The sequence below is a fragment of the Streptomyces sp. NPDC088817 genome, assembly GCF_044750345.1.
Lineage (GTDB): Bacteria > Actinomycetota > Actinomycetes > Streptomycetales > Streptomycetaceae > Streptomyces.
Map to the genome: position 1 here is coordinate 62,493 of NZ_JBIVJN010000006.1, position 15,172 is coordinate 77,664.

Below are 15,172 nucleotides of genomic sequence, written 5' to 3' on the forward strand. Positions count from 1 at the left end.
GCGGATCGCGCGGCCGGCCGCGAGGGGGAAGGAGCCCGGTGCCTCCAGTGCCCAAGCCGCTCCCTCACGGGCGCGTCGTCTCCCCGCACCTGTCCCCCGCGTCGGCGCCCCGCGCCGAGGACAGGGTGCTGTCGTGACGGGGAACTCGCCGGCCGGCGCGGCCGGATTCCTCGCCGTGGACTCGGGCGGCTCCGGACTTCGGATCGTCGTCGGGGTGCCCGGACGCGGACCGCTGGCCCGAGGGGAGTCCGGTGAGCCGGTGCGCACCGGCGCGCGGGGCATCGACCCCGGGCATCTCATGGAGCAACTGGTTCCCATGGCAAGGGCGTTGATCGCCGAGGCCGGGGTGGGGCGGCTGGAGACGGCGGTACTGGGGGCGGCCGGGCTCGCCACCCTGGGCGACGCGCTGCGCGCCGAACTGCCCGGAGCGCTGGCACGGCAACTCGGCGTACGCAGGGTCGCGCTGGCCGCCGACGCGGTCACCGCCTACACCGGCGCCCTGGGCCCCCGCCCCGGCGCGGTCGTCGCCGCCGGTACTGGTCTGATCGCGATCGGCACCGATCTCAAGGGCTGGCGGCGCGCGGACGGCTGGGGGCATCTGCTCGGCGACTGCGGCAGCGGAGCGTGGATCGGACGCGCGGGCCTGGAGGCCGCGCTGCGCGCCCACGACGGTCGGGACGGCGGCTCGGCGCGGCTGCTGGCCCGCGCCGAGGAGGCGTTCGGGCCGATGACGGACCTGCCCGGCAGGCTCTACCCGCGCTCCGACCGGGCCGCCGTCCTGGCCTCCTTCGCACCCGAGGTGGCGGCCTGCGCGGCCGACGACCCCGTCGCGGCCGGTGTGCTGCGTGCGGCGGCCCGGCACATGGCCGAGTCCGCCGCGGCCGTCTGCCCGGGCTCGGGAGAGCCGCTGCTCGCCCTGACCGGCGGCCTGTTCAAGCTGGGCGACCCGCTCCTCGTCCCGCTGGAGAGGGAACTCTCCGAGCGGCTGCCGCACGCACGGCGGGTGCGCGCCGAGGGCGATCCGCTGGACGGCAGCGTGCGCATCGCGACCGACCTGGCCAGGGACGTCCTCGCCCTTCCGCCCGATGAGGAGTTGCTGTACGTGCCTCCCTCACAAGCGGATTGATTCCCCACGTCGGCATCTGCCGGACAAATGCACCGATGGACGGCGCGAGTTGCTGTAGCCGGCCCGAGGAAGGCGGACCACGGCGCACATCGGTACGTAACCCATCAGACAAAACCGGACGGATACCGCTCACCTGCACCCTCCCCGAACAGGGGGACCTCCGAAGCCAGTAACATGCGGCGCCATGAGCTCCCCCACTGGGCCCGCGCCCGGCCTACCAGTACGAATGCCGCGCCCCCGCCAGCCAGGACGGCATCGCCGCCCGGAACCGCTGGCGGCGCCCGAGGGCGCACCCGCTCTCGTCCTCGCGGTGCCGGGGACCCCTGGCGACGCCACGCGGGGCCTCGCCGAGGAGGTCGTGAGCATCGCGCGCTCCGAGCTGCCCGGCCTCGACGCCCGGATCGGATACCTCGACGGTGACGACGCGGACCACCCGACCGTGCAGACCGTGCTCACCCGTGCGGCCGAGGAGCGGACCGCCCGCTACGAGCTGGCGGTCGCCGCCGGCTCCGACGTCAAGGAACCCGACGGTCCCGTCGCGGTCGTGGTGCCGCTGCTGGCCGGTCCGGACAACGCGCTGCTGCGCCGGATCCGCCAGGCCGTCATGGACAGCCGGGTCGCCGCCGAGCTGACCGACGTGCTCGGCCCGCACCCGCTGCTCGCCGAGGCCCTGCACGTCCGGCTGTCGGAGGCGGGCCTGGCCCGCGCCGACCGCGCCCGCCTGTTCACCGTGGCGACCGCGGCGGACGGGATCATCCTGGCCTCGGTCGGCGGCGAGGAAGCCGTGCAGGCGGCCGGGATCACCGGCATGCTGCTCGCCGCCCGCCTCGCCGTGCCGGTGATGGCGGCCGCTCTCGACCAGGACGGCTCGATCGCCTCCGTCGCCGAGCAGCTGCGGGACGCGGGCTCCCAGCAGCTCGCCCTGGCGCCGTACCTGATCGGCCCGGAGATCGACGCCGAGCTGGTCCAGGCCGCCGCCGAGGAGGCGGGCTGTGCCGCCGCCGAGGCGCTCGGCCCGTACCCGGCGATCGGCAAGCTCGCCCTGGCCAACTACACGACGGCCCTGGGCATCGCCCCGCAGCAGCCGCAGAGCGCACCGGCCCACTGACACTCACAGCCTTCACCCGTACGACCAAGGGCCCGCTCCTCGCCATGCGAGGAGCGGGCCCTTCGCCCTACGGACCGTGCCGACCGTGCCACCGGGTGGACCGCCGGTGTCGCCGGTGTCGCCCGTGCCGCCCGTGTCGTTCGTGTCGTCCTGGCGGGCGTGCGTTCAGTCGAAGACCACGCAGGACGCCGCAGCGACCGCGACCTTGCCGGCCCTCGCGGGCAGTCCCGTCACCTCGTCCACGGCGAACCAGGTCACGTTCCCGGAGCGCTCGTTGGCGACGTACAGGAAGCCGTCGGAGAAGGTCAGCGCCCGGGGCCAGTGGCCTCCGCACGGTACACACCCGACCAGCCGCAGCCGCTCCCCGTCCGCCTCGACCGCGAACACGGACAGGACGTCCTCGCCGCGCGTCGCGGTCCACAGGAACCGGCCGTCCGGCGCCACCACGATGCCCGAGGGGTACGCGTCGCCGGCCGGGGCGTCCGGCAGGACCGGATTCTCGGTCAGGGGCTTGAGCGAGCCCTCGGCGGCGTCCCAGCGGCAGACCGTGACGGTGGGTCTCAGTTCGTTGACGACGTAGGCGTATCCGCCGTCCGGATGGAACGCCAGGTGGCGGGGTCCTGAGCCGGGCCGCAGCGCGATCTCCCGGTGCACGGCGAGCCGCCCGTCCGTCAGCGTGCACACCCGGACCGAGTCGGTGCCGAGGTCCACACTGACGGCCCAGCCGCCGCTCGGGTCCGGCTGCACCTGATGGGCGTGCGGACCGCGCTGGCGGCGCTCGTGCGGGCCCGAGCCCGTGTGCCGCAGCACGTCCGACGCGGCCGGGGCGAGGCGCCCGTCGGCGCGGACGGGAACGGCGCTGACGCTGCCGGAACCGTAGTTGGCCGTCAGGACGTGCCCGTCCATCAGACTCAGGTGGGTGGGGCCGCTGCCTCCGACGCTCACCGGCGGCCCGGTCAGCTCGACCGTCTCGCCCTTCACGCGGTAGGCCGCCACGGCGCCCTCGGCCGTCTCGCTCACCGCGTAGAGCGTGCCGCCGTCGCGGGACAGGGCCAGGTACGAGGGGTCGAGGACGCCGTCGACGCCGCTGAGCACGGTCAGTGCCCCGTCCTCCTCGGACACCGCCGCGGTGACGACCCCGGGGCCTCCCGCCGCCGTGAACGACCCGATGAACGCCCGCCGCCTACCGCCGTGTGCCACCACTGGTCCCCTCTCGGTCGTCCCGTCCGAGCGACGGTAGCAGTCGGCCCCGTTCGGTCTAGACCAAGTCGCGGCGTGGCCCGCGGCGTGCCGCCGGTGCCATCGGTGTCACGGTGTCAGCCGGCATCACGGTGCCCGTCGGCGTCACGCACCCACCAGTGGCGAGCCCGACGGCGCGCGCAGTGGCGTGGCCAGTTCCGCCAGGGCGTGTTCCAGGGCGTGGAGGTGGGTGAGGGCGGCTTCCGCGGCCGTCGGCCGGGGGTGGGCGGGGGCGGCCCGCGGAACGGTGTGGGCGCCGTCGTCGATGAGGGCCTCCACCGCGGTCTCCACGCGGCGGCACGCGGCGGCCAGCCGTTCGTCGTGGGAGGCTTCCGGATCGGCGGCGACGGCGACGAGGCCGCGGATCTCTCGGGCGCAGTCGTCGAGCAGGGCGAGCACCTGCCGGGCGCGCCGCCTGCGGCCGCGCATCGGGTTCAGCGGGTGCACGAGCGGGGCGACGGAGAGCCGCACCCGGCCGAGCAGCTGCTCCAGTTCGGTCACGCGAGGGGCCGGGTCGGCGCCGACGGTGCCGGCCAGCCGGGCCGCGGCCTCGGCCGTGCACGCGTGGACACAGCGCAGGGCCCGCTGGATCCAGGCGTCTGTGACGGCGTGCGTGGTGACGGGCAGTACGAACAGCACGGCCAGCCAGGCACCGAGCGCGCCGACGGCCGTCTCGCCGAGCCGCAGGGCGAGCATCCCGGGCACGAGGACGCCGAGCAGGCCGTAGAGCGACGTGGCGAGCACGGTCACGCAGAGCATCATCCAGGTGTAGGACACGGCGGCCGTGTAGAAGATGCCGAAGACGCAGACGGCGACCAGGACGGCGGTGGGGAGCGCGGCCCCGTGCAGCGGGACGACGACCAGGGCGGCCAGGCCGATGCCGAGCATCGTGCCGAGGACCCTGCGGAAGCCGCGGACCAGGGTCTCGCCGCGCGAGGCGGTGTTCACGAACACCCACCAGGTGGCGCCGACGGCCCAGTACCAGCGGTCGCCGGACACCAGCTGGCCCACGACGAGCGCGAAGCAGGCGCCCGCGGTCGCCTGCACGGCCTGCCGGGTCGTCACCCGGTCCAGTCCGCGTCCGCCCAGTCCGGCGGGAGCCGCCGCGGCGGGCAGCCGGCGCTCGTAGCACCAGACGCCGAAGCGCACCACCGCCGCCGTGAGCACGGACAGCAGGACGGCGGTGGACACCTCGGGCAGTTGCCCGGTCCTGGTGTGCAGGAACTGGGCCACGAAGAAGGTCATGAACGCGAATACGCCGAGGCTGTGGCCGCGCGGACCCCGGCGGCGCGCGTACACGCCCGCGCCGACCACTGCGAGGAAGGCGAGGTCGCGTGCCGTCGGGTGGTCGTGGAGCGCGGCCGCGACGGCGAGCACGGGCAGGCCGGCGACCGGCAGCAGCAGGGTGGTGACGAGCTGTCCGCGCACCGTGGGGTCGGTGACGGTGAACAGGGCGAGCAGCGCGGCGAGCCCGCCGGTGACGGCACCCGGCAGCGAGTGTCCGGCCAGCCCGCAGACGGCGACCGCCAGGCCGATACCGAGGACGGCCCTGGCGGCGAAACGCAGCCGCGTCCGCCCCGGGTCCGGAGCCACGAACACCCTCTTCAGCAGCACTGCTTACCGCCCCCTGGAAGACAGGAACGCCGGTGCGACACCGGCATGAGAAAGGCGCCGCGGGGATCCGCAGCGCCGTCGACGTGTCCATGAGAGCATCCCCTGCACCCCTGGCTCAAGCGAACCGGGCATCACTGAGCCGTTGGCACATTCGGACACATGATCAACACGCTGACAGCGGGCCAATGGACCACGAGCGCTGGCCCAGTCAGACGAGGTTCTGGTGAGCCATTGGTACAGTCGGCGGTCGATCACCGATCTGGGAGGAGACCCCCGTCGTCATGGCCGTGGACGAACTCGACACCCGCATTCTGCGGCTGCTTCTGGAGCAGCCGCGCACCAGCGTGCGTGAGTGCGCCCGCATCCTCGGGGTCGCACGGGGCACGCTTCAGGCCCGCCTCGACCGCCTCGAACGGGACGGCGTGATCACCGGCACCGGTCCGGCCCTCTCCCCCGTCGCGCTCGGCCACCCGGTCCTGGCGTTCGTGCACATCGAGGTCACCCAGGGCCATCTGGACGACGTCGGGGACGCGCTGGCCGCCGTACCGGAGATCGTCGAGGCGTTCTCCATCACCGGCGGAGGCGACCTGCTCACCCGTGTCGTGGCGCGCGACAACGCCCATCTGGAGGACGTCATCCAGAAGCTCATCAGCCTGCCGGGCGTGGTGCGCACCCGCACCGAGGTGGCGCTGCGCGAGCGGGTCCCGTTCCGGCTGCTGCCGCTGGTGGAGTCGATCGGCCGCGGTGTGCGGGCATGACTCGGGAGTGTGAAGCCGGGGCGTGGTTCGGGGCTGCGGAGCGGGGCGCTTGCGTGGTTCGGGGTGTGACTGACCCCGCGGGGCGACTGACCCGGGGGGACGCGCCGCGAGGTGACTGACCGGGGGTGACGGGAGCAGCGACGCGGGGGCGCTGGCGCGGAGGCGGCTACGCCCCGCGGCCCGGCCTGCCCCGCCCGCCGCTCCTGCCGCCGCCCGAGCCACCCGAGCCACCGCGCCGGTTGCGGGCCGCAGGGCCGCCTGCACGGCCGGTCGTCCGGCCGGAGCGGCCTGCCGCCTGGCCCGTACGGCCGCCCGCCTTGCCGCCGGCCGCTCCCCCGGTCTTTCCTCCGGTCTTTCCGCCGGTGGCGGGCTTGCGGCGGGGATCCGCCGTCTCGGTACGCCGGTCCTTGCGCCCCGACTGCTCCTCGGACGAGGCCTGGGCTCGACCCCGGGTGCTGTTGACGGTCCGGCCGCGCACGATCCCGATGAAGTGCTCCACCAGGTCGGTGTGCGCCTCCTCCGGCCAGCACAGCGCGATGCCCGACTGGGGGGCGTCGGCGACCGGCCGGTAGGTGAGGTCCCTGCGGTGGTGGAGGCGGGCCAGCGACTGGGGGACGACGAGCAGCCCCACTCCGGCCGCCACCAGCTCGACGGCGTCGGCCGTGGTGGCGGGCCGCTCGAAGGCCTCCTCGCCGGGCGGCCGCTCCCAGCCGAGGACGTCGTCGAGCGGGTGGAGGACGACCTCGTCGGCCAGGTCCGCCACGGACACCTCGTCCACGGCCGTCACCAGATGGTCCTTGGGGACGATCACCACCGTGGTCTCGGTGTACAGGGGGATCGCGCTGAAGTACGTACGGTCCACCGGCAGGCGTACGAGCCCCGCGTCCGCCGCGCCCCCGCGCAGCGCGTCGGCCGCCTCGGCGGCCGGAACCTGGACGAGGTCGAGGGGGACGTCGGGCAGGCGCTCGTTCCAGATGCGCGCCCACTTGGCGGGCGTCGCCCCGGGGACGTACGCGAGCCGGAACGAGGGAGATGCATCCGAGCCGGTCACGCCGCCAGGTTACCCGGCGTGGTCGGCCCCCTCGTCCGCGGTCGATAGTCTGGACACCATGAAGTCGCACCAGACCGCCCAGACGATGAAGCCCGCCACCGCGGCGAAGAAGCTGGGTGTGTACCTCCCCGCCACGCCCGCCGAGTTCCAGGAGGGCGTCGTCTCGCGTGCCGAGCTCAACGAGCTCCAGGCCGATCCGCCCGAGTGGCTGCGGGAACTGCGACGCGACGGTCCCCACCCCCGCCCCGTGGTCGCGGCCAAGCTGGGCGTCTCCATCTCCGGTCTCGCGCGCGGCGGGGTCAGCGAGGCGCTGACCACCGAGCAGATCGAGGCGCTGAAGCAGGAGCAGCCCGAGTGGCTGGCGAAGGAGCGCGCCACGCAGGCCGAGGTGCGCAAGGAGACGGCACGCCTGAAGCAGCGCGACGCCGAACGCGCCGAGCAGGACACGGAGTAACACCCGGGCCACTGGCCTGCCGACGGGGCCGGGGCGGGAAAACGCGTGGACAGCGTCCCGCCCCGCCGGGCAGAGTGACCGCCCGTGACGAGCAGCGAACTGTGGAGCCGCGAAACCGCCGAACGCTACGACGCCGGGGAGGCCGAGAGGTCCTCGGCCTCCTTCCTCGGACCGACTCTCGACTTCCTCGCCGAACTCGCCGGGGACGGGCGGGCGTTGGAGTTCGCCATCGGGACCGGACGCGTCGGCGTCCCGCTCCGGGAACGCGGAGTGCCCGTGGTGGGCATCGAGCTGTCCGAGCACATGGCGGCGGTGCTGCGGCGCAAGATCGACGAGGACAGGCTCCCGGTCGCCCTCGGGGACATGGCCACGACCAGCGTCCCCGGCGAGTTCACCCTGGTCTACCTCGTCTACAACACGATCACGAACCTGCTCACCCAGGACGAGCAGGTCGAGTGCTTCCGCAACGCCGCGCGCCATCTGGCGCCCGGCGGTCGGTTCGTCATCGAGCTGGGCGTGCCGCCGCTGCGCTTCCTGCCGCCGGGGCAGGTCGCGGTGCCGTTCGACGTCTCCGACCGGCATCTCGGCTTCGACACCTTCGACCTCGTCGAGCAGATCCTCGTCTCGCACCACTTCAGCCGTGACGGCGAGGACGACGGCCGCTACCGCCGCACCGACTCACGGCACCGGTACGCGTGGCCGGCGGAACTCGACCTGATGGCGCGGATCGCGGGCCTCGAACTGGATCGGCGCGTCGGCGACTGGGACGGGACGCCGTTCACCGACGACTCCGCGAAGCACATCTCCGTCTGGCGCAAGCCTGCTTGAGCCGCGCCGCCTCCTGTACTCCTCAGAGGCTGCCGGCGACGCGGAGAGCGTCGCCGGTGTCCAGGCCGGCACGGGAGGCCAGGGCGAGGGCGTCGTCGTAGGTGACGTCGTCTCCCACGATGCTGATGGCGGCCAGTGCGGGCGGAACCGTGCCGTGGTCGAGCAGCGTGGCCCACTGCTGCCGGCCGAGGGCGAGATAGCGAAGGTCCGCGAGGTCGACCTGTTCGGCCATGCGGCGGGCCACCTGCTCGATCATGCGCCACTCCCCCGTTCTGTGGAATACACGCCACCCTGACAGGGCCCACTGACATCGAGCGGCCGACCGCGGTGCCGGCAGCCGGGACGAGGCGCCGGAGCTGTCCTGCCCCAAGTACGGAAAGGACGATTCACGGCAGATCTGCGGTGCTGTCATTGAGACGGGAGAGCGGTTGGCGCGCATGCGGTAACCGGGCTTACGGGCAGGGTAGTTGACTATATGGTCGATTCAGGACATGGAGCCCGGAACGGTGCGAGCCGGAGGCCGGCGGGTCCGGTGGGCGGAACGGGGGACATATGCCGGTAGCCGACAGGCGACGTCGCGTCCTTGTGTGGGGCGGAGGCGGCGGAGGGGTGGCCGCGGTCGCAGGCCTCGCACTGCTGTGGCAACCGGGGCAGACGCTGGGCTGGGGAGCCGGTGTGTTGGCGGCCGCCGCGGCCGCGTACCTCGGTCAGGAAGCACCCAGACATCTCCAGGGCACCCTGGCCCGGCGCAGGGCCAGGAGGGAGGTGGCGGAAAGTCCCCCACTTGCCGTCACCGCCGAGATCAGGAACCACGACTACGTCACACTCGACCTCGGCGACCGCGTCGTCGACGTCCCGGCCGCCGGGCATACAGTCCGGATCGTCGTGACCTCGATGGGGCCTTCGGCCGTGGTGCTGATGGGGGTGCGCGCGGAGGTCTTGTCCCGCGAAGAGTTCCCGGGGAATCTCACCAGACACGCGGCCGAAGTTCCGGTGCGGCATTTCGAGGCTTCCCTCGACGCCGACCCACCGGAGGTGCGCGCCTTGGGCGAGAGTGACTTCCCTTACCGAATCGCCGCGGACGAGTCCGAGATCTTCGACCTCCTCGTCAGCACCGAGCACGCCCTCGTGCAGTGGGTGCTGTGGTTGGACTGGACGTCCGCGGGCCGCCGGGGCAGTACCCGCGTCGACCTCCAGGGTCACGCGTTCCGTACTGCCGGACGTCAACTGGGCGGTGTCTGATGGCCAAGGCCTGGCGCCGTGTCGGCACTGTCATCCTGGGCGCGGCACTCCCCGCCATGGTCGGCGGCGCCGTCCTCGCCGCGACGGGAGTGCACGCATGGGCGCCCTACCTCGCGGTGACCGCCGTATCAGCGCTTTCCGCGCTCGTGGCGATGGTGCGACACCGGCGGCGGCGACCCGGCCCGGCGACGGACCCCGTGCGCACGGCGAAGGAACTCCCGGAAACGGAGGGCGCACCCGAACGGGATCCCAGCCCGGCACGGGCCCTCTACGACATGACACGCCCCATCCGCCCCGTACCCGTACAAGGGCTGCCGGACGGGCCCCCGTTCGTGGTGCGGGCCGCCGTGCACAGTCAGCTCATGCACATCGCCTCGCCGGGGCTGCTGGGTAACTCCGAGGCGATCAACATACCTCTGACCGGGCACAACCTGCTTGTCTCCCTGACCGCCACAGGGGAGGACGAGATCGTTCTGCGCTCACTGCGGGCCGAGGTGACGGACCGTCTGCCCCTGCTGGCAGACGGCTCCTCGCTCGCCCGGTCACGGATGCCCGATATCGTCCTGAGCTCCGATCTGCTGGAGTCCGTCCAACGCGCGGTCCGGGCATACCGGCCCCTGCGCAGTCCCGATGTCGCGATCTTCCTGGACCGCTCACCCGTCACCGAGCCGGCGGAACTTGGTGCGGATCCCGTTCTGCCGCTGACTGTCGCCCCAGGTGGGAGTGCCACCCTCACCTGCGCACCGGTGACGGAGGACGGGCGGTGGGTGCGGTGGCGGCTGACGGCGGAGATCGATTGTGCGGGGCGCCTCTGGCGGCCCTGGTGGGAACTCACGGTCACCGCCTCTACGGGCTTCTCACTCTTCAGCCCTCACGCCGCACCGGTGCCCCAGCCCGTGCACCAGCTCTACCCCGACCACTACGACCCAGGGGATCCGGACAGACAGCGGGCCGCCGAATCGACGGAGGTGCGGTTCTTCGAGCTGACCGGCCACACCTCGCAGGACGGCGAGGGATTCATGTCGATGCCGTCGCGGCCTGACCCGGACCGGGAGCCGCCCGACGCCGCAGAGGCCATCCGGCGCGCCGCCGGTCTGGCGCGTGCCGGAGACCTTCACGGTGCCGCCGAGGCCTACCGGGCGGCGGCTGAGGCAGGCAGCGGGCAGGCCGCCTATCTGCTGGGAAAGCTCTCACAGGACCGGGGAGACCACGATGATGCGGTGCTCTGGTACGAGAAGGCCGCAGCCCGCCGTGTCCCCGCCGCGTACAACAACCTCGGCATGCTCGCCCTGCTGCACGGCGATACCGACACAGCCGAGCGCTGGTACCGCCGGGCGATGGACGTCGGTGACTGGGCGGCGGCTGTGGGTCTTGGCGTCCTGGTGTCGCAGCGAGGGGACGAGGCACAGGCCGAGGAACTGTGGCGGCTCGCCGGCGAGCACGGCACTCCGAACGCGGATTACAACCTCGCGGTCCTCTACGAACGCCAGGGCAGGCTGCTCGAGGCCGAGGAACTGTTCACACGGGCGGCCGAGCGGGGTGACGTACAGGCGGCCGTGCACGTGGGCTTCCGCTGCCACGAAGCCGGCGATCAAACAGGGGCGAAGCGATGGTGGCGCAAGGCAGCCGACGCGGGCAGTGCGGATGGAAGCTTCTATCTGGGGTTGCTGCTCGTGCGTGAAGGGCAAGTCGGGCAAGGGGAGCAGTTGTTGGAGCGTGCCGCCGAACGTTTGGGCACGCCGGCACAGGGGGTCACTCGGACGTCGGGGCCCGATGCGGCGAGCACCCACCGAACCGGAGCGACCGCGGCGTCAGGTGAGGTCCACGCCGCGTACCACCTCGGACTGCTCCACTGGGGGCGGCACGACGTCGAAGCCGCTGTCGCGTGGTGGACCCGTGCCGCGGGGGCCGGCCACCCTGATGCCGTGTTCCGGCTGTGCGACCTGTACCTGAACGTACGAGGGGACCTCGCAGAGTGCCTGCGCTGGGCGTCCTTCGCGCTGGAGCTGGAGGGTGTGACGGTCGATCAGTTGGAGTCGCTCGCAGAGTGGATGTGCGCGATCGCGGAACATCTGGTCGAAACGGCAGGAGCGTATGAGCCTGATCCAGCGGCTGCCGCGGGAGCCTGCTTCGTGGCGGCCGGGGCATACCGGCGCCTTACCGCCCACGATGATGCCTACCGTGCGGCGTGGGAGGACAGCGTTCAGCGTCTGGCAACCCTGGCCGAGCGGTCCGGCTCATGGCGAGCACATGTAATGGCTGCGAGTGCCAAAGCCGATTTCCAATAGCAGGAGAAGGTCAACAGGTCGCCGGCGCCAACGCATGGTGTGGAGAATCGGCGGCACGGCCCCGGGAACGATCCTGGAGACCTAGCTTGCCCGATGGGCCGGCACAGTCCCTGCGCCTCTCCCGGCTACGCTCGCGCGGGAGCGGCTCGTGGCGCGTGGCTGCGGGGCGCCTTGTGGGGTTCAGTCGAGCCTCTCCCCGTCGTGCGTACCGCCCTTGCAGGTGCTGTTCATCAGAACGGGCGTTCCGCCGCCCTGCTCGCACTCAGAAGGGGTGACGTCGGATGGGGCACCCTGTGCGGCGGCCGTGGCGGCGCCTGTGAGGCCGAGTCCGGCGAGGGCTGCCGTGGCGATGACGGCGGCGAGGATTCGTCGCATGCGCATTCGGTTCCCCTTTCACGGATTGCCTCCTAGTCGGTTTCCCCGACCAGGGACGCGAGGTGATCGAGGAGCCGGTCGAGCTCGGGGGTACTGGTGAACTCCTGGTGCTTCTCGGCGTCGGCGAGCTTGTGCCGGATGTCGCGGACCCGTTTGCGTACGTCCTTGGTCTTGTCCTTCTCTTTCCGTCTGCCCTCAGCCAGTTTGTCCTGGGCTTGGGAGACTTTGTGTTCCAGATCGTCGGCGAGGTGCGGGTCGAGCCGGCCCTCGAGGGTGGCAGTGTTCAGTTCCTGGGACACCTGGCCAAGCAGTACCCCGGGGTCGTTCGACAACGCTGCGGGCGTGTCGACCGCGACGCCCGAGGCCGCGTACGGGCTCGGCGGAGGCGAAGCAGAAGGCGACGAAGAAGCAGGGACGGTGGTGGACGGCGTTGCTCCCTGGGTCGCGGCAGGGGAGTCCGCAGCGGCCACCTGTGCGGAGTCCGGCTGGAAGAGGAGATATCCCACGGTCGCGAGGGCGGCCGCTGCGAGTCCCGAAATGGCGACCGTGCGCGTGCGCGACCGGGAGTCACGCCTTCGGGATCGTCGTGTGGCAGGAGTCGGCAGCACAGCCGTGCGCCCCACCGCGGCGGCCGGTCGTGAGGACGGCGGTGGTGTGGGCTGTTCCGTCGCGGCCGCGCGCCACCTTCCCGGAGCGGACAGCCAGTCTGCGACCTGTTCGGCGTCGGGGCGCGCTTCCGGTTCCTTGGCGAGCAGCACAAGGATGAGTTGTTCGAGCTCCGCCGGAAGCTCTGCCCCCATACTGCGCGGCGGCGCGGGCAGCTCCTGGACGTGCTGATAGAGCAGCGCGGTCGGGGTGTCCGCGCGGAAGGGCGGGTATCCCACAAGGAGCTCGTACAGGACGCAGCCGAGCGCGTACATGTCGGAGGCCGGGCCGGCGTCCTTTCCAAGGGCTCGTTCCGGAGCGAGGTAGGAGACGCTTCCCACGATCATGCCCGCACTGGTGAGCCCGGCCGCCGTGTCGTCGGCAAGACGGGCGATACCGAAGTCCACCACCTTGACCGTGCCATCGGGGGCGATCAGCAGGTTGGCGGGCTTGATGTCGCGGTGGATGACGTTCTGCCGGTGTGCGGCGGCCAGGCCTGAGGCGATCTGGCCGCCGATGGAGGCCACCTCGCGCGGCGCGAGCGCCCCCGCCGAGGCCAACCGGTCGGCCAGGCTGCACCCCTGGGCCATTTCCATGACCAGGTACAGACGGTCGTCGGCCTGCCCGAAGTCGAAAATGGCGACGATGTTGGGGTGGCTCAGGCGAGCGGTCGTCTGGGCCTCCTGCCGGAAGCGGGCCGCGGCCGACGGGTCGATGCCGCCGGCCAGGAGCAGCTTGACCGCGACCTGACGGCCAAGAACCTCGTCTCGCGCGAGCCAGACCTCGCCCATCCCCCCTCGGCCGAGAAGCTCCTCGAGCTGGTACCGAGCCGCCAACAGCACGCTGAACGCCCTCCAAGTGGACTGCCAGGACCGAACCCTGCCAGGCCAGGGGCACCAGGGTTCCTCTCGTTCGCGCGATGAGCTACCGCCCGGTGAAGGGCAGCGACCGCGCGGTAGCCTGACCGCCGGCGCACACCGACGGGTCGCATTTCCAAGATCGAAGCAGGCTATCAGCACCCCAGTTCGACCAAGCGGGCACGGAGAGTGTCGCCTTACTCACGCACCAGGAGTGCGGACGCCTGCATCCGGGCACGTCTCTCCCGCCGTCTGCGCGGCGAGGACCGCTCGAAGGTGGGACCGGCCACCCAGTTGCTCGGCAAGTCCACGACACTGGTCCGCGGCACGGCCTCCATCCATGTGGTCACGGGGTGGGATCCATACGGCCGGACCGCCTCCGCAGAGGAGAGCGAACACGAAGCGTGCACGCCCCAAGCGACACGAACTGCTGACGTGGCGGCCGGGCATTATGCAGTGCTCGCACGACGTCGCCGCCGCCGGCAGTGACGGCAACAACGGCGGACGGCAGCGCAGCACGCCACCTGCCCGGACCCTGCAGGAGATCAAGCGGCGAGCCTTCGCCTCGGCGGTGCTCGTGGTCCCCTACACACGTCGCTGACGGCGAGATGCAGGGATCAGACAACCCAACGTACCCGGGCGTCGCGAGAGCACCTGAAAGATCAATACACAGGATGCGGCCCAGAGCCTTCCTCACACGATGTTGAGGCAGTCCAGGAACGGTTCCGCGGTGGCTGCCTCGCCGGTGATCCGGCAGTGGTCGCGCCACGCGGTCCGGGTCGTGCCCCACGCGATGAAGTCGGTCGCCGTGCTGTGGATCCGGGCTGCGGCGCCGTCCGCGGCACCTGGCTCCACCGTCAGCAGGCCGTCCGGTCCGTCGGCGGGAACGATGGTGGCGGTCGTGGCGCCCGGTCCGGTGAACTCGAGTACGAGCGGCCGGCTGACAGTGGCGGTGAGTTCGGCCCCCTGCATCTGCGGGATGCCGGCGAGCATGAACTCGACCGCCGGCGCCACCAGCTCGTCGTCGGGCGGAGGGACCGCGAAGGGAAGCGGACCGCCGGGTTCGAGCATGTCGTAGCGCAGGTGGCACAGGACGTTGAATGCCATGGTGTTCGCCAACAGGTGCCGGGGATAGGTACCCAGGCCCGGTACCAGCACTGGCTCGTCCGCCTGCGGCACCTGCTGTCCCGCCTCCAGGATCTCCAGCTGCCGAGGGGTGAAGCGACGCCACTCCTCGATCACCTCGGCGTGGCTCCGGCCGCGGCGCTCGTCGACCCTCATGTCGTGGTAACGCTCGCGGTTCTTGGGCCACGACGGATCCGGGGCGGGAGGGTCGACGGCCTCATGGGCGAGGGCGCCGAGGTGAGCGAGTACGTCGATGACGCGCCAGCCCGCGCAGGCCGACGGAGACTCCCACCCGCGGTCGTCTACCAGAGGTACGATCTCCGACAGCTGCTCGCTGCTGCGCCGCGCCGAGGCGACACCCTCTCGACTCATCAGCCTCTTCCTTCCACGCCGACTCCTCGCGGCGGGCCACCGCACGAGCCGCCCGCCGGTGTCACGCTTCCGGCGCCTGACGGGACATCC

Annotated in this window: 16 protein-coding genes; 8 read left to right on the forward strand and 8 right to left on the reverse strand. The window is 72.1% G+C overall.

What is annotated here, in order from left to right; translation table 11 throughout:
- Window positions 1-133: 133 nt before the first annotated feature.
- Entirely contained in the window at window positions 134-1,126 is a 993-nt protein-coding gene (locus ACIP4X_RS12885) for a BadF/BadG/BcrA/BcrD ATPase family protein (RefSeq protein WP_358732792.1), read from the forward strand.
- Window positions 1,127-1,310: 184 nt separating this feature from the next.
- Window positions 1,311-2,234, forward strand: a complete 924-nt coding sequence (locus ACIP4X_RS12890) for a hypothetical protein (protein ID WP_358732790.1) — start codon at window positions 1,311-1,313, stop codon at window positions 2,232-2,234.
- A gap of 165 nt (window positions 2,235-2,399) precedes the next feature.
- On the opposite strand, the gene ACIP4X_RS12895 is transcribed toward ACIP4X_RS12890, so the two are convergent.
- Window positions 2,400-3,434 (reverse strand): lactonase family protein, encoded by a 1,035-nt coding sequence (locus tag ACIP4X_RS12895; protein WP_358732788.1) that lies wholly within the window; start codon window positions 3,432-3,434, stop codon window positions 2,400-2,402.
- Between the two features lie 144 nt (window positions 3,435-3,578).
- Complete coding sequence (locus tag ACIP4X_RS12900) at window positions 3,579-5,084, reverse strand: FUSC family protein (RefSeq protein ID WP_358733036.1); 1,506 nt, start codon at window positions 5,082-5,084, stop codon at window positions 3,579-3,581.
- A gap of 284 nt (window positions 5,085-5,368) precedes the next feature.
- On the opposite strand from ACIP4X_RS12900, the gene ACIP4X_RS12905 reads away from it, so the two are divergent.
- Window positions 5,369-5,845 carry an Lrp/AsnC family transcriptional regulator gene (locus ACIP4X_RS12905; RefSeq protein WP_358732786.1) on the forward strand — a complete coding sequence of 159 codons (477 nt, stop codon included), beginning with the start codon at window positions 5,369-5,371 and terminating at the stop codon, window positions 5,843-5,845.
- Between the two features lie 166 nt (window positions 5,846-6,011).
- On the opposite strand, the gene ACIP4X_RS12910 is transcribed toward ACIP4X_RS12905, so the two are convergent.
- Window positions 6,012-6,896: a LysR family substrate-binding domain-containing protein gene (locus ACIP4X_RS12910; protein WP_358732784.1), complete on the reverse strand. Its 885-nt coding sequence runs from the start codon at window positions 6,894-6,896 to the stop codon at window positions 6,012-6,014.
- A 58-nt stretch (window positions 6,897-6,954) separates the two neighbouring features.
- Between ACIP4X_RS12910 and ACIP4X_RS12915 the strand changes: the two genes are divergently transcribed.
- Window positions 6,955-7,350 carry a DUF5997 family protein gene (locus tag ACIP4X_RS12915; RefSeq protein ID WP_358732782.1) on the forward strand — a complete coding sequence of 132 codons (396 nt, stop codon included), beginning with the start codon at window positions 6,955-6,957 and terminating at the stop codon, window positions 7,348-7,350.
- Window positions 7,351-7,434: 84 nt separating this feature from the next.
- Complete coding sequence (locus ACIP4X_RS12920; RefSeq protein ID WP_358732780.1) at window positions 7,435-8,178, forward strand: class I SAM-dependent methyltransferase; 744 nt, start codon at window positions 7,435-7,437, stop codon at window positions 8,176-8,178.
- A 22-nt stretch (window positions 8,179-8,200) separates the two neighbouring features.
- Here the strand turns inward: ACIP4X_RS12920 and ACIP4X_RS12925 are convergent, their stop codons facing one another.
- Window positions 8,201-8,434: a hypothetical protein gene (locus ACIP4X_RS12925; RefSeq protein ID WP_391454798.1), complete on the reverse strand. Its 234-nt coding sequence runs from the start codon at window positions 8,432-8,434 to the stop codon at window positions 8,201-8,203.
- Window positions 8,435-8,787: 353 nt separating this feature from the next.
- On the opposite strand from ACIP4X_RS12925, the gene ACIP4X_RS12930 reads away from it, so the two are divergent.
- Together ACIP4X_RS12930 and ACIP4X_RS12935 are read left to right on the forward strand one after the other, a co-directional pair.
- Entirely contained in the window at window positions 8,788-9,420 is a 633-nt protein-coding gene (locus ACIP4X_RS12930) for a hypothetical protein (RefSeq protein WP_391454799.1), read from the forward strand.
- A 362-nt stretch (window positions 9,421-9,782) separates the two neighbouring features.
- The gene (locus ACIP4X_RS12935; protein ID WP_391454800.1) at window positions 9,783-11,708 is read left to right on the forward strand and encodes a tetratricopeptide repeat protein; all 1,926 of its coding nucleotides are present in this window, start codon (window positions 9,783-9,785) and stop codon (window positions 11,706-11,708) included.
- A 180-nt stretch (window positions 11,709-11,888) separates the two neighbouring features.
- On the opposite strand, the gene ACIP4X_RS12940 is transcribed toward ACIP4X_RS12935, so the two are convergent.
- From ACIP4X_RS12940 to ACIP4X_RS12950, 3 genes are read right to left on the reverse strand one after another with little or no spacing between them, the layout of a single operon-like run.
- On the reverse strand, window positions 11,889-12,089 hold the full coding sequence (locus tag ACIP4X_RS12940; protein WP_358732773.1) for a hypothetical protein: 201 nt from the start codon (window positions 12,087-12,089) through the stop codon (window positions 11,889-11,891).
- A gap of 26 nt (window positions 12,090-12,115) precedes the next feature.
- Window positions 12,116-13,747 (reverse strand): protein kinase domain-containing protein, encoded by a 1,632-nt coding sequence (locus ACIP4X_RS12945; protein WP_391454801.1) that lies wholly within the window; start codon window positions 13,745-13,747, stop codon window positions 12,116-12,118.
- Between the two features lie 35 nt (window positions 13,748-13,782).
- Entirely contained in the window at window positions 13,783-13,935 is a 153-nt protein-coding gene (locus ACIP4X_RS12950; protein ID WP_358732770.1) for a hypothetical protein, read from the reverse strand.
- A 101-nt stretch (window positions 13,936-14,036) separates the two neighbouring features.
- Between ACIP4X_RS12950 and ACIP4X_RS12955 the strand changes: the two genes are divergently transcribed.
- A complete protein-coding gene (locus ACIP4X_RS12955) occupies window positions 14,037-14,186 on the forward strand; it encodes a hypothetical protein (protein WP_358732768.1) in 150 nt (49 codons plus the stop codon).
- A 92-nt stretch (window positions 14,187-14,278) separates the two neighbouring features.
- Here the strand turns inward: ACIP4X_RS12955 and ACIP4X_RS12960 are convergent, their stop codons facing one another.
- Window positions 14,279-15,082 carry a maleylpyruvate isomerase family mycothiol-dependent enzyme gene (locus ACIP4X_RS12960; RefSeq protein ID WP_391454802.1) on the reverse strand — a complete coding sequence of 268 codons (804 nt, stop codon included), beginning with the start codon at window positions 15,080-15,082 and terminating at the stop codon, window positions 14,279-14,281.
- Window positions 15,083-15,172 lie beyond the last annotated feature (90 nt).